Below are 21060 nucleotides of genomic sequence, written 5' to 3'. Positions count from 1 at the left end.
GGCCAGGTGAGAAGGTGCTTAGCGTGCGACCGGCAGTACGCCGAAGATGGTGCGATACAGCACGCCCATGGCCACGACGAACAGTGGCACGGTCCAGATCAGACCGATGAACACGGGGATTGCGCTGATGGCAACGATCAGGCCCAGCAGCAGGAACAGGCCGAAGACCTTGAACCAGTGCTGAGTGATGGCCTTGCGCGAAGCTTCCATGGCTTGCCAGGGCGACAGGCCGCGCTCGACGACCAGCGGAATGGCCAGCATGTAGGCGACCGACAGGTAGATGCCCGGAATCAGCAGCAGGAGCATGCCGAGGTAGATAAGCAGCATCATCACGACCGCAACGATCAGCAGCGGCACGGTACGACCGAAGTGGTTGAAAATCTCGTTGAAGCTGAACGGCTGGCCTGCCGCGCGACGGATGCCGATCATGCTCAGGCCGGCGATGAAGGGGTAGCTCACGGCGGAGGCGAGAATGGTCGTGACGATCTGACCGATGATGATCAGTGCCAGGTTTTCGCTGAACGCGGTGAAGATGCCCAGCACCGCACCGATCACGAACGAGGCGATGAATATCGCCACGTAGAAGATCAGGAAGCCACCGATGATGATGCCTTTGGTGCCCTTGGTCAGTTGCCAGGCTTCGCTGATCAGCGCGCCGATGCTGAAATCGTAGCCACGGCTCAGGGCCTGCTCGATGCTCGGCGCCTGGTCGCTATTGGACGTTTCCTGCAGTTGGCTGGTGGGAACGGCGTAGGGGTTCGTGGAGAGCGCGTCACTCATGATTCATCCTTGGCGAGTGTGAGTAAGATTGTTTCGTAATATTAATGGTGGAAGTGAGGGGCCACAAGCGCAAACGTCGCGTGGTTTCGCTAAGGGTGTGCGGCCGATCAAGCTTTCGAGGATGCGTTGCGGTTTGTGGTGAGGCGGTAACGAACCTAGACTGCGGCGTCCATTCGCCAAAGGAGCCCCCCGTGCCTTCCAGTCTGTTCTGGTATGACTACGAAACCACCGGTATCGACCCGCGCCGCGATCGTCCGCTGCAGGTCGCGGGTATCCGCACCGATGAACAGCTCAATGAAATAGAGGCGCCCCTCAACCTCTATTGCCAGCCCAGCGACGATATTCTGCCGCACCCGGCCGCCTGCATGATTACCGGCATCGGCCCGGAGCGACTGGCCAGTGAAGGGCTCGGCGAAGCCGAGTTCATGACTCGCATGCATGCCGAACTGGCGCGTCCCGGCACTTGTGGCGTGGGCTACAACAGCCTGCGTTTCGATGACGAGGTAACGCGCTACAGCCTGTACCGCAACTTCTTCGATCCCTATGCGCGGGAGTGGCAGGGTGGCAACAGCCGTTGGGATCTCATCGACATGGTGCGCACCGCCTATGCCTTGCGCCCGGAAGGCATCGAATGGCCCCAGGGTGAAAAGGGCGTCAGCCTGAAGCTGGAGCAACTGACCGCCGCCAATGGCATCGAGCATGGCCAGGCGCACGATGCGCTATCCGACGTGCGTGCGACCATCGCTCTCGCGCGGCTGGTGCGCGAGCGTCAGCCGAAACTCTACGATTATCTCTATGGGCTGCGCGGCAAGCAGCGGGTGCTCGATCAAGTGCGCCTGTTGCAGCCGATGGTGCATGTATCCGGGCGCTTTGCCGGCGCACGCCACTACCTGGGAATCGTGCTGCCGCTGGCCTGGCACCCGCGTAACCGCAATGCACTGATCGTCTGCGACCTGCACCTCGATACCACGCCGCTCCTCGACGAAGAGGGCGAAACGTTGCGTCGCCGTCTTTATACCCGGCGCGAGCAACTGGCCGAGGGCGAACTGCCGGTGCCGCTCAAACTCATCCATATAAACCGTTGTCCGGTAGTCGCGCCCTTGAGTGTGCTGCGTCCGGAAGATTGCCAGCGGCTGCAGTTGGACAAGGCCGACTACCAGGCTCGCGCGCAGCGCCTGATCGATAGCCAGCCCGAATGGCAGGACAAATTGCCGCAGGTATACGAAGAGGAAAGTTTTGCCGCTGTGAGCGATCCGGAACAACAGTTGTATGACGGTTTTATCGGTGATCGTGACCGTCGACTGTGCGAGCAGGTTCGCACTTGCGATCCGCAACAGTTGGGCGAACAGGGCTGGCCTTTCGATGACCATCGGTTACCTGAATTACTGTTTCGTTATCGGGCGCGAAACTTTCCTGCCACCTTGAATGGCGAGGAGCAAAAACGCTGGGAGGACTTTTGTCGTCAGCGCCTTACTCACGCAGAGTGGGGAGCCCCCAATACCTTGGCGAGTTTCGAGACGGACTTGGCACAATACCTGACCGGAGCGACAGATGCGCAGCGAGTGATATTGGAGGCGTGGGGCGCTCATGCACGGCATTTGCGTCAGCGTTATGCGCTGTAAATCAATTGGCCACTATCGAGATAAAAGACGGCGCAGGGGAATAGCTTCTGCGGCAGAGCAAGCCGGGCTGGCACCGAGTGCACTCGTGATGCCTTGTTTCTCGAACCAATAATAGCGCCCATAAAAAACGCCAGCATTGCTGGCGTTCTTCATGGACTCACAGCCCCGATCTGGTATCAGCCCAGCAGGGTTGCCCAGCCTTCGACCACGTCAGCGCCCCACTTGGCTTTCCACTCTTTCAGGGTCTTGTGGTTGCCACCTTTGGTTTCGATGACTTCGCCGGTGTTCGGGTTCTTGTACTGCTTAACTTTACGAGCACGCTTGCTGCCGGTCGGTGCAGCTTTGGCATTGCGTTGAGCCTTGCCAGCTTTGGCATCCGGATCCAGCAGCGCGATGATGTCACGCAGCGACTTCTGGTATTCACCCATCAGGGTGCGCAGCTTGCCTTCGAACTCCAGCTCTTTCTTCAGTTTGTCGTCTTGCGACAGATTCTTAAGACGCTCTTGCAGTTCTTTGATGTTTTCTTCGAGGGTACGGTATTCGGTGATCAAGGACATGTGTTTACCTTTAATGCAGGGAGTGGTGGCCAAGTGTTGCTTATAGTAGACATCGCTTAATTATAAGTAAACCGCTTTGTAGTGTAGAGACGTTCTTGTAGAAAATAAGTTGCAGCTGGCGACAGCGATTTACTGTTTTATTGACACTTGAAAACATGCGGGAATTAATCCGCTCGGCCAATTGGCCAGCGCGTTTGTTACGTGGCTTTGCATGGCTTTTTCTGCCGGTCGGTCGCTGATCGGACGTTGCGCGCACAGTCAGGCCTGTAGAGATACTGCAGTTTTTCGTTAGTCTGGCTAAAATGCGCGCCTTCGCTATTTCTCTGGAGTTGTTCATGCGCACTTTTCGGCTGGTCATCGCCTGCCCTGACCGTACTGGCATCGTCGCCAAGGTCAGTAACTTTCTGGCGACCTACAACGGCTGGATCACCGAGGCGAGCCACCACTCCGACACGCAGAGTGGCTGGTTCTTCATGCGTCATGAAATTCGTGCCGATTCGTTGCCCTTCGATCTCGATGGCTTCAATCAGGCGTTCTCGCCGATCGCCCGGGAATTCTCCATGGAGTGGCGGATCACCGATTCGGCGCAGAAGAAGCGTGTGGTGCTGATGGCCAGCCGCGAGTCCCACTGCCTGGCCGACCTGCTGCACCGCTGGCACAGCAACGAGCTCGACTGCGATATTCCCTGCGTGATCTCCAACCATGACGACCTGCGCAGCATGGTCGAGTGGCACGGCATTCCGTTCATCCACGTGCCGGTGGACCCGCAGAACAAGCAACCGGCCTTCGATGAGGTCGCACGCCTGGTGGAAGAGCACCGCGCCGATGCCATCGTGTTGGCTCGCTACATGCAGATCCTGCCGCCCAAATTGTGTCAGGACTATGCGCAGCGGGTGATCAACATTCACCACAGCTTCCTGCCTTCGTTCGTGGGTGCCAAGCCTTACCACCAGGCCTCGCTGCGAGGCGTCAAGCTGATTGGCGCGACCTCCCACTACGTGACCGAAGAGCTGGATGCCGGCCCGATCATCGAACAGGACGTGGTGCGCGTCAGCCATCGCGAGAGCATCGAAGAGATGGTGCGCCTCGGCAAGGACGTGGAAAAGATGGTGCTTTCCCGTGGTCTGCGCTATCACTTGGAAGATCGGGTGCTGGTACACAACAACAAGACCGTTGTGTTCGACTGATCCATTCGACCCGATGCTCGAATAAGGGAGTCCGTTCATGCTCAAGTCCGTGAAAGTGCGTGATTACATGACCCGTCACTTGGTCACCTTCCATGCCGACACCGATCTGTTCACGGCCATCAACCGATTGCTGGAACACCGTATTTCCGGCGCGCCGGTGGTTGACGATCACGATCGTCTGGTTGGCCTGTTGTCGGAGGGCGACTGCCTGCGGGGCATTCTTCAGGGGGCTTATTACGAGTCGACTGGCGGCACTATCGCTTCCTACATGACCACCAACGTTGAAACCACCTCGCCGGAAGCCGACATCATCGATGTGGCCGAACGCTTCCTGAAAGGACGGCGCCGACGTTTTCCGGTCATTGAAGGTGGCAAGCTGGTCGGTCAGATCAGCCGTCACGACGTGCTGCTGGCGGTCAAGGAGTTCGCCCAGCATGAACAGGGCCACCGGCGCGGCTGATCTCTCATGAGCGATCAGCCGCGCCAACCCGGCACCGCAACGCCACCGCCCACCCTGGGTGAAGGTTGTGTGCGGCGTTACGATCCAGAGGCGTTGAGCGAAGAGGACGGCGCCGAGTTCGACGGTGCCGAGGCGTTGTGGAAGCGCTTGCAGCGTGAGCGTGATGCTACGCCGGACAAGTAGGTCGGACATCGACGAACAAGGGCGCCATTGGCGCCCTTGTTGGTTTTCTGCGATCAGATGCGGAAGCTGCCGACCAGGTGGGTCAGGCGAGCGGCCTGCTGCTCCAGATCCGCGCAGGCGCGCAGGGTGGCCTGGAGGTTTTCCACGCCTTCCTGATTGAGGGTGTTGATTTCGGTGACGTCCATGTTCAGCGCCTCGATCACCGAGGTCTGTTCTTCCGTGGCGGTCGCCACCGACTGGTTCATGCCATCGATCTCGCCAATGCGCGTGGTCACGCTGCCCAGCCGCTCGCCGGCCTGGTTGGCGACTGCCACGCTTTCCTCGCTGTAGCGCTGGCTCTCGGTCATGGTGGTGACCGATTCGCGGGAGCCGATCTGCAGTTCTTCGATCATCTTCTCGATTTCCTGGGCCGACTCCTGGGTGCGATGGGCGAGGTTGCGCACCTCGTCAGCGACCACCGCGAAACCGCGACCTGCCTCGCCGGCGCGTGCCGCTTCGATGGCGGCGTTGAGGGCGAGCAGGTTGGTCTGCTGGGAAATACTTTTGATCACTTCGAGAATCTGCCCGATGTCCACGGTCTTGCCGTTGAGCATCTCGATCTTGGCACGGGCGTCGATGACCTTGGTCGACAGCTCGGTCATGGATTTGATCGCCTGCTGCACCACCTTGCCGCCGTCTTCAGCCTGCAGGCGGGCGTCCGATGCCTGATTGGACGCGTCCGCGGCGTTGCGGGCGATCTCCTGGGCGGCGGCGCCGAGCTCGTTGATCGCCGCAGCCACGCTGTTGGTGCGGCTGGCCTGCTCGTCCGAATTGACGATGGACGAGTTCGACGCGTTGACCACCAGCTTGGCGACCTCGTTGACCTGGGCGGTGGCCGAGGACACCTCGCGAATGGACGTGTGGATACGTTCGACGAAGCGGTTGAACGAGCTGGCCAGTGCGCCGAATTCGTCGTTGGACTGGATGGCCAGGCGCTTGGTCAGGTCGCCTTCGCCACGGGCGATGTCTTCCATGGCCTTGCCCATGGTGGTCAGCGGCTGCATCAGTACGCGGATCAGCACGCCGAGCAGCGCAATGATCAACGCGACCGCGATCAGCGTGGCGATGGCCGCGGACAGGCGGAATTCATCCAGCTCGGCGTACGCCAGGTTCTTGTCGATGGAGAGGCCGACATACCACTGCACATCGGGCAGGCCCTGGACCGGGGCGAAGGTCAGCAGCCGGTCCTGGCCATCCTGTTCGACTTCGGTCAGCTTGCTGTCGAGGCCGATGCTGGTATTCGGATAGAGATCACGCAGGTTCTTCATCACCAGGTCGCCCTGGGGGTGGACCAGCACGGTACCGTCCTTGCTGACCAGGAACGCATAGCCCAGGTCGCCCAGCTCGATGGAGTTGATGATCTTCACCAAAGTATCCAGGCTGACGTCACCGCCGGTCATGCCGAACACTTTGCCGTCGGGGCCGCGCACCGGGGCGATCGGCGAAATCACCAGGGAATTGGTGATCTGGTCGACGTAGGGCGCGGTGAGGACGGTACGGTTGGCCTGGGCGGTGTCCTTGTACCAGGGGCGAGTGCGCGGGTCGTAGCCGGCGGCCATCTGGGTCGGCGGGCTGGACAGGAAGCGGCCATCGCCTTGCAGGCCGATGTAGGTGGAGAGGAAGGCGCCTTTGTAGACCGGGCGCGAAATGACGTCTTGCAGGTTGCCGCTCGCGATGGCCAGCTCCAGGTTCTGGGCGAGGCTTTCGATCAGCAGGATACGCCCCGACAACCAGCTTTCGATATTGCCCGCCGCGGCGTCGCTGGCCTGACTCAGGTTGTTCTGGAGTGCCTGCTGGATGCTGCTACGCTGGCGGCTGTCGTTATAGAGGCTGAACAGGGCGAAGGCGACCGTTACCACCAGGGTGGCGGCCAGCAGGATCTTGTGGCTGAACTGCAGGTTTCTCGTCATGGCATCTTGCGTCCGGAAGTCACTGGAACCAGTCTTGGGGGCGTCGCCATCTGGCGAGTGGAGCGGGGCGGAGGATCGGCGAAGGCTGATCGGTCATGGCCCGGCGTTTATGTCGGCATCGAAGTAGCAAAGCTTTAGTCCAGAGGACGGAATCATGTCTTTGAATCAGCAGTTCATTTTGGGTGATGGCGGCGATGGCCAGGCAGTGGGCCAGTCGCTGCGTCTGGCCAACCGTCATGGCCTGATCGCGGGTGCAACGGGAACCGGCAAGACCGTGACCCTGCAGCGTCTGATCGAGAACTTCAGTGACGCAGGCGTCGCTGTTTTCGCCGCGGATGTGAAGGGCGATCTGTGTGGCCTCGGCGCCGCCGGGGCTCCTCAGGGAAAGGTCGCCGAACGTATCGCCAGCATGCCCTGGCTGGCGCACAGCCCGAGGGCCTATCCGGTCAGCCTGTGGGATGTGCATGGGCAGAGCGGCCATCCGCTGCGCACCACCCTGAGCGAAATGGGCCCGCTTCTGCTCGGCGCGCTGCTCGAACTCACCGACAGCCAGCAGGCGGCGCTGTATGCCGCGTTCAAGGTGGCCGATCGTGAAGGCCTGCTGCTGCTCGACCTGAAAGACCTCAAAGCCCTGCTGACTCATCTCAAGGAACAGCCGCAGGTGCTGGGCGCCGACAGCGCGCTGTTCACCAATACCTCCGCGCAGGCGTTGTTGCGGCGTTTGGCGAGCCTGGAACAGCAGGGTGGCGAGGCGCTTTTCGGTGAGCCGGCGCTGCAGCTCGAAGACATCCTGCAGCCGGATCGTGATGGTCGCGGGCGCATTCATCTGCTCGATGCCAGCCGCCTGGTTCACGAAGCGCCCAAGGTCTACGCGACCTTTCTGCTGTGGCTGCTGGCCGAGTTGTTCGAGCAGCTGCCCGAGCGCGGCGATGCGGACAAACCGGTTCTGGCGCTGTTCTTCGACGAGGCTCACCTGCTTTTCGCCGATACTCCGAAGGCCTTGCAGGGGCGGCTGGAGCAGGTCGTGCGGCTGATTCGCTCCAAGGGCGTCGGTGTGTATTTCGTCACCCAGTCGCCGGGAGACCTGCCGGACGATGTGCTGGCGCAACTGGGGTTGCGTATTCAGCACGGCCTGCGGGCGTTCACCACCCGGGAACAGAAGGCGCTGCGCGCGGTGGCCGACGGCTTTCGTCCCAACCCGGCGTTCGACAGCCTTGCGGTGCTGACCGAGCTGGGGATCGGTGAGGCGCTGGTGGGGACCCTGGAGGATAAAGGCACGCCGGCGATGGTGCAGCGTGTCGCCATCGCCCCGCCGCAATCGCGTATCGGGCCATTGCAGGCAAGCGAGCGTGCAGATCTGATTCGCCAATCACCGCAGGCGGGGCGCTACGACAAGGCATTCGACCGGGAGTCGGCCTACGAGATCCTGACCGCCCGTGCAACCCAGGCGAGCGAGCAGGTGCAAGCGGGCAAGGCACCGCCGTCCACTGTCAGCGTGGCTGGCGAGTTCCTCGGCGGGTTGGCTGGTCAGGCAATGAAAAGCGCCATGCGTCAGGTCGCCAATCAACTCGGTCGGCAACTGGTTCGCGGTGTGCTGGGGTCTTTGCTGGGTGGCAAGTCCACGTCGAAGCGACGCTGAACACTGCACCGCCGGCGGCGTGCTCGGGCGCGCCAGCCGGCACCGGTCAGCGGGTCAGGCGCTTTCGGCTCTGGCTTCTTCCTTGCTGGACAAGTCCTTCTCGATCTTCTCGATTTCTTTATCGAATGCCTGATCGAGCAGGCTGGCTCGCTTGCGCCAAGGCTTGCGTTCCGGATCCGGTTGGGCGGCGTAAGTGATGACCTCTCCGCCGTATACATCCTTGTAACGCTGCGCCTGGCGCTCGAGTTCGGCGCGCAGTTCGTCTTTCGTCACGATAGTACCCATGGTTTCTGATAGGAGAAGGGCGACAACGCAAGACCGGGCGGTCTTGCTGATACGGTCGCCACATCTGTTTGAAGCGTTTGTCCCTACTAAAGTTCCGGCTATTGGCATCTAGCGCAGCTGGACGTCAGGAAGCAGCGGCTGATTATCGTCAACGTGCGGCGAAAGTCCAGCAAAGCCGCCGCGAGTTGTGACCCGGGTTGCGTCAGGCCAGCGTGCGGTACTGCAGGCTGAACGTCAGGCTGTGGCTCTGTCCCTCGTGCAACAACACCAGCCCTGGCCTGCCGGGCAGGTGGTGAGCATTGACCGGGTGGCTGACCGGCTCGAAGCAGAAGAACGGCTTTCGTTCCGGGCAGAACAGCAGGTACAGGTCACTGCCCGTGGCGCTGATCTCCAGAGCGTAGCCGGCGTCGGGCTGCAGAATGCGCGCCTGGCCGTTCCAGTCGATGAAGGCGTTGTCGGTATGCTGCGTCGGCAGATCACGCTCGTCGTTGAAGTCCCAATGCTCCGGCAGTTCGCTCAGTTGCGTCGGCAGGCTGTTCGCGTCGCAATTCCATACCTGCCCCGCGCGGGCTTGCAGGCGGGTAGCCGGCGTGCGCGGGAAATATGGGTGCAGGCCCAGCCCATGCCACATTGGCGCCTCGGCCATATGGGTGACCTGCAGCTGGATATCCAGGCGGCCTTCGTGCAGACGAATCCGTTGCTCTGCGACATAGGCGAACGGCGTCTGGCTTTCCAGGCGCAACAGGGCCGAGTCGTCGCTGTGCTCGATCACCTCCCAGGGTTGTTGCCAGGCACTGCCGTGGATTGGCAGTGCCGAGTTGTCGGCATTGGCCTCTAGCGCGAGCCAGCCTTGCGGGTTGTCGAAACCGCCCTCGGTGATGCGGTTCGACCAGGGCGCCAGCGGGTAGCAACCGAGCTGGCGAGGCGTGCCGGCCTGCAGGGCTCCTTCATCGGCATGGCGCAGCAAGGCTTGACCGCCGTCCTTGACCGTCCAGTTGGCGATACTGCCGCCGGTTCGAGGTGCCAGCGTGAGGTGTGTGAGGCGATCCTGCAGATGCAATGTGTCGAGCGGCATAGTGCGGTACCTGTGCAGTTAACGAGTCATTTGCCGGAGATAAACGAAGAACGTGTCATCATACAACCGCCTGATATATGATGGAGTTTGACCATCCCAGACGATATCGATTGCTATGGAAAATCAGAACACGCCGCCACGTGCGCGCCGCAAGCACCGCAGCCTGGCTCAAGAACTGGTCGCGGAGCTGTCCGAGCGCATTCGCGATGGGGTGATAAAGCGTGGCGAAAAGTTGCCGACCGAGTCGGCGATCATGGAAGAGCAGGGCGTCAGCCGCACCGTCGTGCGTGAAGCCTTGTCGCGGTTGCAGGCTTCCGGCCTGGTGGAAACCCGCCATGGCATCGGCACCTTCGTTCTGGATACGCCCAATCCCGGTGGCTTTCGCATCGACCCCGCGACCATCGTCACGCTGCGTGAAGTGCTCGCCGTGCTCGAGCTGCGCATCAGCCTGGAAGTCGAGTCGGCTGGCCTGGCTGCGCAACGACGGACGCCCGAACAACTGGCGTCCATGCGTCAGGCTCTGGATGCGCTGAATGAAGGCGCGGCCCACGAGAGCGATGCGGTGTCGTCCGATTTCCAGTTTCACCTGCAGATCGCTCACGCCACTGGCAACCGCTACTTCACCGATATCATGAGCCATCTGGGCACCAGTATCATTCCGCGTACCCGGCTGAACTCGGCGCGCATCGCCCATGACGATCACGCCCATTACATGGCGCGCCTCGAGCGTGAGCATGAGCAGATCTTCGAAGCCATCGCCCGCCAGGACTCCGACGCCGCACGCGCCGCCATGCGCCTGCACCTGACCAACAGCCGCGAGCGGCTGCGTCAGGCCCACGAGGCCGCTGAAGTGGTCGTCAAGCAGGCCTGAGCCCTGCAAGGCAGAAACGGGCTGCGGAGCCAGCCTGTTTCTAACGCCGCAAAATCGATGCACAGCCGATCGCAGGCAGATGCTCAGGCGTCCTTGCGATAGGTCAGTAGAACGATCCCCGCCAGCACGATCGCGCCGCCGATCATCTGTATACCGCTCAATACCTGATCCAGCAGCAGCCAGCCGAACAGTAGCGTGGCGATGGGCTCCATGTTCATCACGGGCGCGTTCTTGGCCATGTTCAGGCGCGGCACGGTGACGAACAGCATGCAGAAGGCGATGCCGTAGAGCAGCACCAGTGCGCCCAGCGCGATCCAGCCGGTCTCGTTGCCCGGCAGGTTCATGCCGCCAGGAATCAGGTCGGCGCTGCCCGCCAGCGCCATGCTGCTGAACACGATCATCAACGTCAGCATGCTGCGCACCGAGCCGCGCAGGCTCGACAGCTTGTGGTCGGTGATCCACAGCGCGCAGGCGAATACGCAGGCGGCGAGGAACGACACGCTGACTCCGACCACCCATTCCGGGCCGGCCGGCTCGCTGGCGCTCAGGCGTGCGGGAAGATCCAGGGCGAACACCAGGCCAAGCAGAATCAGGCCCATGAGCATCACCGTGCGGCGCGTCGGTGCCGAGCCGCCCAGCGCCCAGGTGAGCAGGGCGAGCAGGATCGGGAAGGTATTGCCGATCAGCAACGCGAGCGCCACCGGAATGCGCGCCACGGCCGAGTACAGGCAGATGCTCTGCGTGGCGATCAGCAGCCCCAGCAGCAGTTGCCAGCGCCAGGCACCCGGTGGCATCTGCAGCGCCTGGCGTTGCCAGAGCACGATGCCCAGCAGCACCAGCATGGTGACACCGGAACGACACAGGATCGCAAGCAGCAGGCCGGTGTCGTTGTCGAAAGCGATGCGTGCAGCGATGTGGTTGCCGGCGAAGGAGCATGCCAGCAGGGCCAGCAACAGCACGGCGATGTGGCGGGGAAACAGGGCAGGGGACGTCATGGCAGCAATTTCCGTATCGAGTTTAGCCTTGAGCGCCTGACGGTTTGGTGGCCGTTCTCGCCGCGCTAAAAAAAACGGCGGGTCGCGTATGCACGCGACCCGCCGCGGGTGTAGCAGTATCAGAGTACGACGCTAGGCAGCCACAGCGAAATTGCCGGGATGTAGGTCACCGCCATCAGCACCATGAACAGTGCAGCGTAGAACGGCAGCAGTGCTTTCACGGTGTTTTCGATGGTGACCTTGCCGATCGCCGCGCCGACGAACAGCACCGCACCCACTGGTGGCGTTATCAGCCCGATACCCAGGTTGACCAGCATGATCATCCCGAAGTGCACCGGATCGACACCGATCGACAGCACCACCGGCAACAGGATCGGGGTGAGGATCAGGATCAGCGGCGCCATGTCCATCACCGTGCCCAGAGCCAGCAGCATGAAGTTGATGCACATCAGGATCACGTAGCGGTTGTCCGAGATGGTCATGAACGCGGTGGTGATCTTCGACGGAATCTGCATCAGCGTCATGATGTAGCCGAAGCTGGCGGCGAAGGCGATCAGGATCATCACGATCGAGATCGTGCGTACCGTGCGATGCATCAGCTTGGGCAGGTCACGCCACTTGTAGTCACGGTAGATGAACATGGTGACGAAGAACGCCCACAGCACGGCGATGGCCGCCGACTCGGTGGCCGTGAAGATGCCGGAGATGATGCCGCCGAGGATGATCACCATGGTGAACAGGCCCCAGATGGCATCCATGCAGATCTTCAATGCCTGCTTCAGCGGGATGACTTCGCCTTTCGGGTAGTTGCGCTTCTTGGCGAAGAACATGCACAGACCCATCATCACGGCGCTGAGCAGCAGGCCCGGGCCAATGCCGGCGATGAACAGCGAGGCGATGGAGACGGTACCACCAGCGGCCAGCGAGTAGATCACCGAGTTGTGGCTCGGCGGGGTCAGCAGCGCTTGTACCGAGCCACTCACCGTTACGGCGGTGGCGTATTCGCGCGGATAACCGTTGCGCTCCATTTCCGGAATCATCACCGACCCTACCGAGGCGGTATCCGCCAGGGCCGAGCCGGAGATCGCACCGAAGAAGGTCGAGGCCATGATGTTGACCAGCGACAGGCCACCGCGGACGAAACCTACCAGTACACCAGCGAAAGCCACCAGACGGCGGGACATACCGCCCTCGGCCATGATCGCACCGGCGAGCACGAAGAACGGAATGGCCAGCAGTGAGAACTTGCTGATGCCGCCGGTGACGGAAATCATCACCGCATGCAGCGGGATGTCGATCCACCAGGCGCCGATCAGCGCAGACAGACCCAGCGCATAGGCCACCGGCATACGCAGCAGAATCAGCAGGACGAAACTACCAAGCAGGATGAGCGCGTCCATTTACACGGCCTCCTTGGCTTCTTCAACATGCTCGTAATTGCCCACTCGTCGACCACTCTGATCGCCGAACAACAGTCTTTCGAGGATAAAGATCAGGGTCACGAAACCACCGATTGGAATAGGGGAGTAGGCCATGCCCACGCGTACCGATGTCAGTGAGGCGAGGAACTGATTCCAGGTAGCCATGCACAGTTTGATGCCCCAGATGAGCATGAACAGGCATACCGCTGCCATCAGCAGTTCCACCAGTAGGGTGATTGCGCCATGCCAAGCTTTCGGCAGGCGATCGGTCAGGGAAGTCACGGCCATGTGCGCCCCAGCGCGGTAACTGGCTGCGGCACCGACGAACGTGAACAGTGCCATCAGCAAAATGGCTACAGGCTCTGGCCAGCTGGAGCCGGCGCCGAGTACGTAGCGGGCAAAGATGCCCCAAGGAATGATCAGGGCCATCACCGTGATGGACAGCCCCGCTACCCAGATACAGGTCATGTACAGGGCATCACAGGCGCGTAAGAATGTATTCTTCATGAGACTTCACCACAGCGTGGCGGCGCAGGACGCGCCGCCACAGCGTTCGTCGGAGTGATCGGTTTACTTGACGGCTTCGATGCGCTTGATCAGCTCGACATAAGGTGCGCCGTACTTCTCGCGAACCGGAGCAGTGGCGTCATAGAAGGGCTTGGTGTCGATTTCGATGAACTCAACGCCGGCCGCTTTGAGTTTCTCGACGCTGGCTGCGCTCTTCTCGTCCCACAGCTTGCGCTCTTCGAGTTGTGCTTCCTTGGCGAACTTCTTGACCAGTGCCTGCTGTTCCGGGGTCAGTTTCTCCCAGGCAGTCTTGGACATCATCAACGGCTCCGGCAGGATCAGGTGATGGGTCTGGGTGTAGTACTTGGCCGACTGGAAGTGGTTGTGCTCGAGCAGGGTAGGCGGGTTGTTCTCGGCACCGTCGATCACGCCGGTCTGCAGGGCGCTGAAGATTTCACCGGTGTCCATGGCGATGCCGTTGGCACCCATGGCGTTGAGGGTATCGATGAACAGCGGGTTGCCGATCACGCGGATCTTCATGCCCTTGAGGTCTTCGATCTTGCGAACCGGCTTCTTGGTGTAGATGCTGCGGCTGCCGCCATCCATCCACGCCAGACCGACCATGTTGAATTCGGAAGCGGTGATCTTGTCGAGGATCTCCTGACCGACGTCGCCGTCGATGACTTTGCGCATGTGGTCGACGTCGCGGAACACGAACGGCATGTTGAACACGTTGGTATCCGGTACCACAGGGCCCACCGAGCCAAGGCTCACACGGGTGATCTGCACGGCACCGATCTGAGTCTGTTCGATGACTTCTTTTTCCGAACCCAGTACGCCGCCGGCGAACATGCGGTACTTGATCTCGCCGTTGGTGGCTTCTTCGAGTTTCTTGCCGAGGTTTTCCATGGCCACTACGGTCGGGTAACCGGCGGGATGGATCTCAGCCATCTTCAGGGTGGTCGCAGCCTGAGCCAGGCTCGACAGGCCGATGGCCAGCGGGAGTGCGGCGATGAGCAACTTGCGCTTGAGGTTCATGTGAAACTCCATTTTGTTGTTGTTGGTGTGCAGCGTTATGAAGCGCCAGGGTGGCCCGTCGGATCACGGGTTCCCGGGGGGTTGGTAATCAGGACTGAAACGGTGTTTCTTCAAGGCCACTGACGCCTGGCTGCAGGGCGAAAACGCCACCGGCCAGAGGTTGATCGTCCAGGTTGCCGCCCGGGCGAATCGAAGTGACGTACAGGGTGTCGAGGTTGGCGCCGCCGAAGGCGCACATGGTCGGCTTCTTCACCGGTACTTCCAGCGAGCGATCGAGGCGACCGGCTGGGGTGAAACGGTGAATCAGGCCGGCATCGTTGCCGCAGATCCAGTAGCAACCATCGGCATCCACGGCAGCGCCATCAGGGCGACCGGGGTAGTCGTTCATGTCGACGAACAGGCGGCGGTTATGCGGCGTGCCGCTGTCGGTGTCGTAATCGAACGCCCAGATGAGCTGCACCGACGGGTGCGAGTCGGACAGATACATCGTGCGGCCGTCCGGGCTGAAACCCAGGCCATTGGGGACGATCAGGTCATCGAGCAGCACCGGGAGGGTGCTTTGCCCGGCGCCGTCATAGCGATACAGGGCGCCGACGCTGGCGCCTGCCGCCATGTCCAGGAGCATGCTGCCTGCCCAGAAACGGCCCTGGCGGTCACTGCGACCGTCGTTGAAGCGCATCCCCTCGCGGGCATGGTTGACGTCGATCAGGCGTTCGCCGCTGAGCCGCCCATCGTCACCGGCAGTCAGCTGGAAGATGCCGCTTTCCATGCCGGCTATCCAGCTGCCGTCGCCGTGTCGGGCGATGCAGGCGAGCATCTCGTCCGCTTCCCAGCTTTGCGTGGTGGCGTCGGCCAGGTTCCAGCGGTACAGGCGCTTGTTGGGGATGTCGGCCCAGTAAAGGGCCTGATCCTGCACGCTCCACACCGGGCTTTCACCCACGCTGTTGCGTGCATCGAGAATCAGTTCGGCTTGCTTGGGCATGTCCGACCTCTTTTTTATTGTTATCGAGGATGCGAGGTGTCAGTCGTCGCCGAACGGGCCGGCTGCCGTGAAGGCGCCGCCGTGATACAGGGCGTTCGGGTCGTCTGCCGCCACGGGTGGCTGTGCCTCGACCTTGTCGCGGAATACTTCGGAGCTGTCCTTGGGCTGGAAGCCCAGGTGAGCGGCCTTGCTGTTGTCCCACCACACGGTCTTGTTCGCCGAAGCGCCGTAGACCACGGTGTGGCCGACATTCGGAGTGGTGAGGCCGCGCTCGATCAGTTGCACCAGGTCGTCGTAGCTCAGCCAGGTGCTCATCATGCGGCGGTTGAGCGGCTCGGTGAACGAGGAGCCGATGCGAATGCTGACGGTCTCGATACCGTAGCGGTCGAAATAGAAGCTGGCCATGTCTTCGCCGTAGGACTTCGACAGACCGTAGTAACCATCCGGACGGCGCGCAGCGCTGGCGTCGATGGTGTCGGTCTGTTTGTGGAAGCCGATGACATGGTTGGAGCTGGCGAAGATCACGCGTTTGACGCCGTGGCGGCGAGCGGCTTCGTAGATGTGGAACACGCCGCTGATGTTCGGGCCGAGGATTTCCTCGAACGGACGTTCCACCGACACCCCACCGAAATGCAGGATCGCATCGACACCTTCAACGAGCTGATGAACGGCCTGCTTGTCAGCCAGATCGCAGAGCTGAATCTCGATGTGCTCACCTTCGGCCGGCGCCATTTCGACGATGTCCGAGAGACGCAGGATCTTGGTCAGGGGCTGCAGACGTTCGCGCAGTACCTTGCCCAGCCCGCCGGCTGCGCCGGTGAGCAGCAGGCGATTGAAGGGTACTGGGGCGTTGGAAGTCGTAGTCATGGGCGGAAGGCCTGTTCTCTGCTTGTTGTTATTTAGAGATTGTCATCTGTTGTCGTATGACATTACGGGATTATCGGCATCCCTCGAATCGTTTGTCAACGCGCTCACCTAACAAGAATATTGCTTCATTGTGGCACTTGATAGGGCTGTAATGGGCAGAATAGACGGCTTGCTCTCCTACGTTGTGGGAGTGGGCTTGGCGACCGCTGGCACCCTGCTTAAGTCTAAGGTTGTCTGATGACGTTATCATTGGTACGCCGTCCTGGTGGCCGGCCAGTTATCCCGAGCGGGCCAGCGCGGCGGCGAAAAAACGCGTGGCGAGACGGCCGCCTGGCTTGAGCGAAGCGATACCTGGCGGCAGCATCGGACGTTTGGCGACATTTATGGATGGAGGAGGGCGCAGAGGGTTGTCATATGACGGCGCCCCAAAAATACTTCCGCTGCCTGTCGCAGCGCCTGAGCGTTGCACGTAGCGCCCCATGTAGAGGGCTCTGTAGGTAAGTGAAGAGAAAAGTATGGCTTTCAATAATGTCGTACGATAACGTATCTCTAACAGCCAAGGCTGCTCCATTTCCATACGCGCTACAGGTGTTCGAAGAATGACCCCACAAGAATTAAAATCCGTCCTCTCCTCCGGTCTGCTGTCTTTCCCGCTGACCGATTTCGATGCCCAAGGCGAATTCAATCCCGAAGGTTACGTGCGCCGCCTCGAGTGGCTGGCCCCGTACGGCGCCACCGCTCTGTTCGCGGCTGGCGGTACCGGTGAATTCTTCTCCCTGGCTGCCGACGAGTACTCGTCCGTCATCAAGACCGCCGTCGACACTTGCGCCGGTAGCGTGCCAATCCTCGCTGGCGTGGGCGGTTCCACTCGCCAGGCCATCCAGTACGCCCAGGAAGCCGAGCGCCTTGGCGCCAAGGGCCTGCTGCTGCTGCCGCACTACCTGACCGAAGCGTCGCAGGAAGGCGTTGCCGCCCACGTCGAGCAGGTCTGCAAATCGGTGAAGATCGGTGTGGTGGTCTACAACCGTAACGTCTGCCGCCTGACCGCTCCGCTGCTGGAGCAGTTGGCCGAGCGTTGCCCGAACCTGATCGGCTACAAGGACGGTCTGGGCGACATCGAGCTGATGGTCTCGATTCGCCGTCGTCTCGGCGATCGCTTCAGCTACCTCGGCGGTCTGCCGACCGCTGAAGTCTATGCCGCTGCCTACAAGGCACTGGGCGTACCGGTCTATTCGTCGGCGGTGTTCAACTTCATCCCGAAAACCGCGATGGACTTCTACCACGCCATTGCCAAGGACGATCACGCCACCGTCGCCAAGATCATCGACGACTTCTTCCTGCCGTACCTGGACATCCGCAATCGCAAGTCCGGCTACGCCGTGAGCATCGTCAAGGCTGGCGCCAAGATCTCCGGTTACGACGCAGGCCCGGTCCGCGCTCCGCTGACCGATCTGCTGCCCGGCGAATACGAGCAACTGGCTGCGCTGATCAAGGCGCAAGGCGCTCAGTAAGCAACCGGCTCGAAAACAAAAGCCCAGGCCTAGTGCCTGGGCTTTTGCGTTCGGGGCAATTATTCATGCTGTGGTCGGTAATCCATAGATAGCTAGGCCATTGGTGGTCTGACGGGTGTTACAGAGGGCAGTCATCCATTGTGGGACGGTCACGCGCCAATGGTGGGCTGAAGCCCCACCCTACGAGGGGGGGTAGACGCGCTTTTTGTCCATTATTGCGATAGCGCAGTAGGGGGCCGCGCAGTCGACCCTGCGAGGAGGGTGGGAGCCGTAGGGGGGGGGCGGGCGGCGATCCGTTACAGCCCACCAGTTGATCTGTTATTTCTCTACGTCATCGTACGACTTGTCTGGCATTCACTCTCCTTGAAGAGGCGGGTTGGTGGGAATTCTTTCTGCTAGAAAGCGGCTTTCCACCCATCCAAGGCATGACATTCCCAATTTAATAGCTGATTTTCCCCGCGTATTTCCTGGACTTAGCCATTTCTTTGAATTTCCATGCATTGCCCTCAAACGGTGCAACTCGTAGAAAAAAGCTTCCGAGGGCTTGGAATATATGTAGTTGTACGATAACGTATGACTTCAGTTGCCGGTAACGGCCTCCATGTCCTCATCCAAGGGTGTAAGAAGAATGACTCCACAAGAACTAAAAACCGTCCTCTCCTCCGGCCTGCTGTCCTTCCCGCTGACCGACTTCGATGCCGCTGGTGAATTCAACCCGGCCGGCTACGTGCGTCGCCTCGAGTGGCTGGCCCCGTACGGCGCCACCGCTCTGTTCGCGGCAGGCGGTACCGGTGAGTTCTTCTCCCTGGCTGCCGACGAATACTCGTCCGTCATCAAGACCGCCGTCGACACCTGCTCCGGTAGCGTGCCAATCCTCGCTGGCGTGGGTGGTTCCACTCGCCAGGCCATCCAGTACGCACAGGAAGCCGAGCGCCTGGGCGCCAAAGGTCTGCTGCTGCTGCCGCATTACCTGACCGAGGCCTCGCAGGAAGGCGTTGCCGCCCACGTCGAGCAGGTCTGCAAATCGGTGAAGATCGGTGTGGTGGTCTACAACCGTAACGTCTGCCGCCTGACCGCTCCGTTGCTGGAGCAACTGGCCGAGCGTTGCCCGAACCTGATCGGTTACAAGGACGGCCTGGGCGACATCGAACTGATGGTCTCGATCCGCCGTCGCCTGGGTGATCGTCTCACCTACCTGGGCGGCCTGCCGACCGCTGAGGTCTATGCCGCTGCTTACAAGGCGCTGGGCGTACCGGTTTACTCGTCGGCGGTGTTCAACTTCATTCCGAAGACTGCGATGGAGTTCTACCACGCGATCGCTCGTGAAGATCACGCCACCGTTGGCAAGATCATCGATGACTTCTTCCTGCCGTACCTGGATATCCGCAACCTGACAGCCGGTTACGGGGTCAGCATCGTCAAGGCTGGCGCCAAGATCGCCGGCTACGACGCCGGCCCGGTCCGTGCGCCGCTGACCGACCTGTTGCCGGCCGAGTACGAGAAACTGGCTGCGCTGATCGACGCCCAGGGCGCTCAGTAAGCGACTCGCCTTCGCAGGCACCCAGAAAGCCCGGGCCTCGTGCCCGGGCTTTTTGCATTCGGGAGCAACACCCGACTACAGCTGTGTCTAGGGTCTGTTGACGTTTTACGCACGGCCGCGCCGGCCCTGTGGGTTGCGCGAGAAATCTCGCCATGCGCTGTTGGAGGACTTGGCAAGGGAACAGCCATTCCCTGCGTCCTCCGCCTAGCGGATCGCCGCCCGGCCTGGCGAGATTTCTCGCGGCAACGCGGCTCGCGTTTAAACGTCAACAGACCCTAGTTACTGCCCTGTCCGCTGGTTAAGATGCGGCTTCTCTTGCATAACCCACGGCCCGTCATGGCAAAGAAATCCTCTCGCTCCTCATCTTCTGCTGCCCCGGCGAACAAGGGCGCGAGCGTTACCCTGATCGATGTGGCCAAGGTCGCTGGCGTTTCGCCGATCACCGTATCGCGCGCGCTGCACCGGCCCGAGGTGGTCAGCGAGGATGCGCGCAAGAAGGTACTCGAAGCGGTGCGGGTGACCGGTTACGTGCCGAACATGCTGGCCGGTGGTCTGGCGTCGAACAAGAGTCGGTTGATCGCCATCTTCGTGCCGACCATCGCTCACTCGATCTTCGCCGAGACCGTACAGTCGCTGATGGATCACCTGACTGCCGCCGGCTACCAGACCATGATCGGCCTCACCGGCTATTCCGCCGAGCAGGAAGAGCGGCTGCTCGGCGCGGTGCTGGGGCGGCGCCCCGACGGCATCGTGCTGACCGGCACGTTGCACACCGAGGAGAGTCGGCTGCGTTTGCAGGCCGCGGGCATTCCCGTGGTCGAGGCCTGGGATCTGGGCGCGTCTCCCATCGACATGCAGGTGGGCTTCTCCCACGAAAAGGTCGGCCAGGCGCTCGCCAATCATCTGCACGGCAAGGGCTATCGACGCTTTGCCATCGTCTCTGTGGACGACTCCCGGGCCTTCAGACGTGGCAACAGCGTGATCGCGCAGCTCAAGGAGCTGGGGGTCGATGAAGTACCCATGGCGGTGCTTGGCGCGCCCGCCACGCTGCAAAGCGGGCGGGAAGGGTTGCGCCAGTTGCTTGCCGACGGTCATCAGCCGCAGGTGATCGTCTGCAGTTCGGACACCGTGGCCCAGGGCATCCTGGCCGAGGCGGCGAGCCGCGGCATCGAGGTTCCCGGGCAGTTGGCGGTGATGGGCTTTGGTGATCTGTCCAGCGCAGCGCACCTGCATCCGGCGCTGTCGACGGTGAACGTCGACGGCGCGCGTATGGGCAAGCAGGTCGCCAACGCACTGTTGCAGCGCTTTCGCGATGCTGGCGAGCAGGCTCCCGTGCGTGTGGATACCGGTTTCACGCTGGTCGACCGCTCTACTACCTGACCTCTCATCAGACAACTGACAACGTAACAAGAAATTGCTTGAATGATTGCGCAATCATAGTAAAGTCGACTGTGTAGCGAACTGCGTGGTGCCATGTTCACTGCCGGATTGATTGCGCAATCATCGATTGCCGTCACCGTGCCAGGCGCCGTCAGCCAATAAGGATAATAAAACCGTGAAAAACAGTATCCGCACGTCCTCCCCAAGCCCC

Annotated in this window: 20 protein-coding genes; 9 read left to right on the top strand and 11 right to left on the bottom strand. The window is 61.2% G+C overall.

Translation table 11 applies throughout. The features are described 5' to 3' along the window. Window positions 1–18 precede the first annotated feature (18 nt). Entirely contained in the window at window positions 19–780 is a 762-nt protein-coding gene (locus tag FHR27_RS15405) for a hypothetical protein (protein ID WP_042556263.1), read from the bottom strand. A 191-nt stretch (window positions 781–971) separates the two neighbouring features. On the opposite strand from FHR27_RS15405, the gene sbcB reads away from it, so the two are divergent. Then, entirely contained in the window at window positions 972–2402 is a 1431-nt protein-coding gene (gene sbcB / locus FHR27_RS15400) for an exodeoxyribonuclease I (RefSeq protein ID WP_264650070.1), read from the top strand. Window positions 2403–2578: 176 nt separating this feature from the next. Here sbcB and mvaT read toward each other — a convergent pair whose 3' ends face one another. After that, the gene (gene mvaT, locus FHR27_RS15395; RefSeq protein ID WP_042556265.1) at window positions 2579–2959 is read right to left on the bottom strand and encodes a histone-like nucleoid-structuring protein MvaT; all 381 of its coding nucleotides are present in this window, start codon (window positions 2957–2959) and stop codon (window positions 2579–2581) included. A 335-nt stretch (window positions 2960–3294) separates the two neighbouring features. On the opposite strand from mvaT, the gene purU reads away from it, so the two are divergent. Genes purU through FHR27_RS15380 form a run of 3 tightly spaced genes read left to right on the top strand, consistent with a single transcriptional unit; the run spans window position 3295 to window position 4789 of the window. Then, entirely contained in the window at window positions 3295–4146 is an 852-nt protein-coding gene (gene purU / locus FHR27_RS15390; RefSeq protein ID WP_042556266.1) for a formyltetrahydrofolate deformylase, read from the top strand. Window positions 4147–4183: 37 nt separating this feature from the next. Then, the gene (locus FHR27_RS15385; protein WP_042556267.1) at window positions 4184–4606 is read left to right on the top strand and encodes a CBS domain-containing protein; all 423 of its coding nucleotides are present in this window, start codon (window positions 4184–4186) and stop codon (window positions 4604–4606) included. Window positions 4607–4612: 6 nt separating this feature from the next. Continuing rightward, a complete protein-coding gene (locus FHR27_RS15380; RefSeq protein WP_179538995.1) occupies window positions 4613–4789 on the top strand; it encodes a hypothetical protein in 177 nt (58 codons plus the stop codon). A 53-nt stretch (window positions 4790–4842) separates the two neighbouring features. Here FHR27_RS15380 and FHR27_RS15375 read toward each other — a convergent pair whose 3' ends face one another. Further along, window positions 4843–6738, bottom strand: coding sequence for a methyl-accepting chemotaxis protein (locus FHR27_RS15375; RefSeq protein WP_179538994.1), 1896 nt, complete (start codon window positions 6736–6738; stop codon window positions 4843–4845). A gap of 154 nt (window positions 6739–6892) precedes the next feature. On the opposite strand from FHR27_RS15375, the gene FHR27_RS15370 reads away from it, so the two are divergent. Beyond that, the gene (locus tag FHR27_RS15370; RefSeq protein ID WP_179538993.1) at window positions 6893–8377 is read left to right on the top strand and encodes a helicase HerA-like domain-containing protein; all 1485 of its coding nucleotides are present in this window, start codon (window positions 6893–6895) and stop codon (window positions 8375–8377) included. Window positions 8378–8431: 54 nt separating this feature from the next. Here FHR27_RS15370 and FHR27_RS15365 read toward each other — a convergent pair whose 3' ends face one another. Both FHR27_RS15365 and FHR27_RS15360 read right to left on the bottom strand, forming a co-directional pair. After that, the gene (locus FHR27_RS15365; protein WP_042556287.1) at window positions 8432–8650 is read right to left on the bottom strand and encodes a hypothetical protein; all 219 of its coding nucleotides are present in this window, start codon (window positions 8648–8650) and stop codon (window positions 8432–8434) included. Window positions 8651–8864: 214 nt separating this feature from the next. Further along, window positions 8865–9737 carry an aldose 1-epimerase gene (locus FHR27_RS15360; protein ID WP_179538992.1) on the bottom strand — a complete coding sequence of 291 codons (873 nt, stop codon included), beginning with the start codon at window positions 9735–9737 and terminating at the stop codon, window positions 8865–8867. A gap of 115 nt (window positions 9738–9852) precedes the next feature. Here FHR27_RS15360 and FHR27_RS15355 point away from each other — a divergent pair, with 115 nt between their 5' ends. Further along, a complete protein-coding gene (locus FHR27_RS15355; protein ID WP_042556272.1) occupies window positions 9853–10608 on the top strand; it encodes a FadR/GntR family transcriptional regulator in 756 nt (251 codons plus the stop codon). 83 nt (window positions 10609–10691) lie between these two features. Here the strand turns inward: FHR27_RS15355 and FHR27_RS15350 are convergent, their stop codons facing one another. The 6 genes from FHR27_RS15350 to FHR27_RS15325 form a co-directional block, all read right to left on the bottom strand. Further along, on the bottom strand, window positions 10692–11603 hold the full coding sequence (locus FHR27_RS15350; RefSeq protein WP_179538991.1) for an EamA family transporter: 912 nt from the start codon (window positions 11601–11603) through the stop codon (window positions 10692–10694). 119 nt (window positions 11604–11722) lie between these two features. After that, window positions 11723–13003, bottom strand: coding sequence for a TRAP transporter large permease (locus tag FHR27_RS15345; RefSeq protein WP_179538990.1), 1281 nt, complete (start codon window positions 13001–13003; stop codon window positions 11723–11725). After that, window positions 13004–13531, bottom strand: a complete 528-nt coding sequence (locus tag FHR27_RS15340) for a TRAP transporter small permease (protein ID WP_042555368.1) — start codon at window positions 13529–13531, stop codon at window positions 13004–13006. A gap of 63 nt (window positions 13532–13594) precedes the next feature. Further along, complete coding sequence (locus tag FHR27_RS15335; RefSeq protein WP_179538989.1) at window positions 13595–14569, bottom strand: TRAP transporter substrate-binding protein; 975 nt, start codon at window positions 14567–14569, stop codon at window positions 13595–13597. A gap of 88 nt (window positions 14570–14657) precedes the next feature. Then, window positions 14658–15551 (bottom strand): SMP-30/gluconolactonase/LRE family protein, encoded by an 894-nt coding sequence (locus FHR27_RS15330; RefSeq protein WP_179538988.1) that lies wholly within the window; start codon window positions 15549–15551, stop codon window positions 14658–14660. 39 nt (window positions 15552–15590) lie between these two features. Continuing rightward, the gene (locus FHR27_RS15325; RefSeq protein WP_179538987.1) at window positions 15591–16418 is read right to left on the bottom strand and encodes an NAD-dependent epimerase/dehydratase family protein; all 828 of its coding nucleotides are present in this window, start codon (window positions 16416–16418) and stop codon (window positions 15591–15593) included. A 599-nt stretch (window positions 16419–17017) separates the two neighbouring features. On the opposite strand from FHR27_RS15325, the gene kdgD (FHR27_RS15320) reads away from it, so the two are divergent. The 3 genes from kdgD (FHR27_RS15320) to FHR27_RS15310 all read left to right on the top strand — a co-directional run bounded on the left by kdgD (FHR27_RS15320) (window position 17018) and on the right by FHR27_RS15310 (window position 20849). Further along, the gene (gene kdgD, locus FHR27_RS15320) at window positions 17018–17929 is read left to right on the top strand and encodes a 5-dehydro-4-deoxyglucarate dehydratase (RefSeq protein ID WP_042555372.1); all 912 of its coding nucleotides are present in this window, start codon (window positions 17018–17020) and stop codon (window positions 17927–17929) included. Between the two features lie 628 nt (window positions 17930–18557). Then, window positions 18558–19469 (top strand): 5-dehydro-4-deoxyglucarate dehydratase, encoded by a 912-nt coding sequence (kdgD, locus tag FHR27_RS15315; protein WP_042555373.1) that lies wholly within the window; start codon window positions 18558–18560, stop codon window positions 19467–19469. A gap of 336 nt (window positions 19470–19805) precedes the next feature. Next, complete coding sequence (locus FHR27_RS15310) at window positions 19806–20849, top strand: LacI family DNA-binding transcriptional regulator (RefSeq protein WP_179538986.1); 1044 nt, start codon at window positions 19806–19808, stop codon at window positions 20847–20849. Window positions 20850–21060 lie beyond the last annotated feature (211 nt).

It is taken from the genome of Pseudomonas flavescens, assembly GCF_013408425.1.
GTDB classification, from domain to species: domain Bacteria; phylum Pseudomonadota; class Gammaproteobacteria; order Pseudomonadales; family Pseudomonadaceae; genus Aquipseudomonas; species Aquipseudomonas fulva_A.
This window is presented reverse-complemented; position numbering and strand designations above follow the sequence as displayed.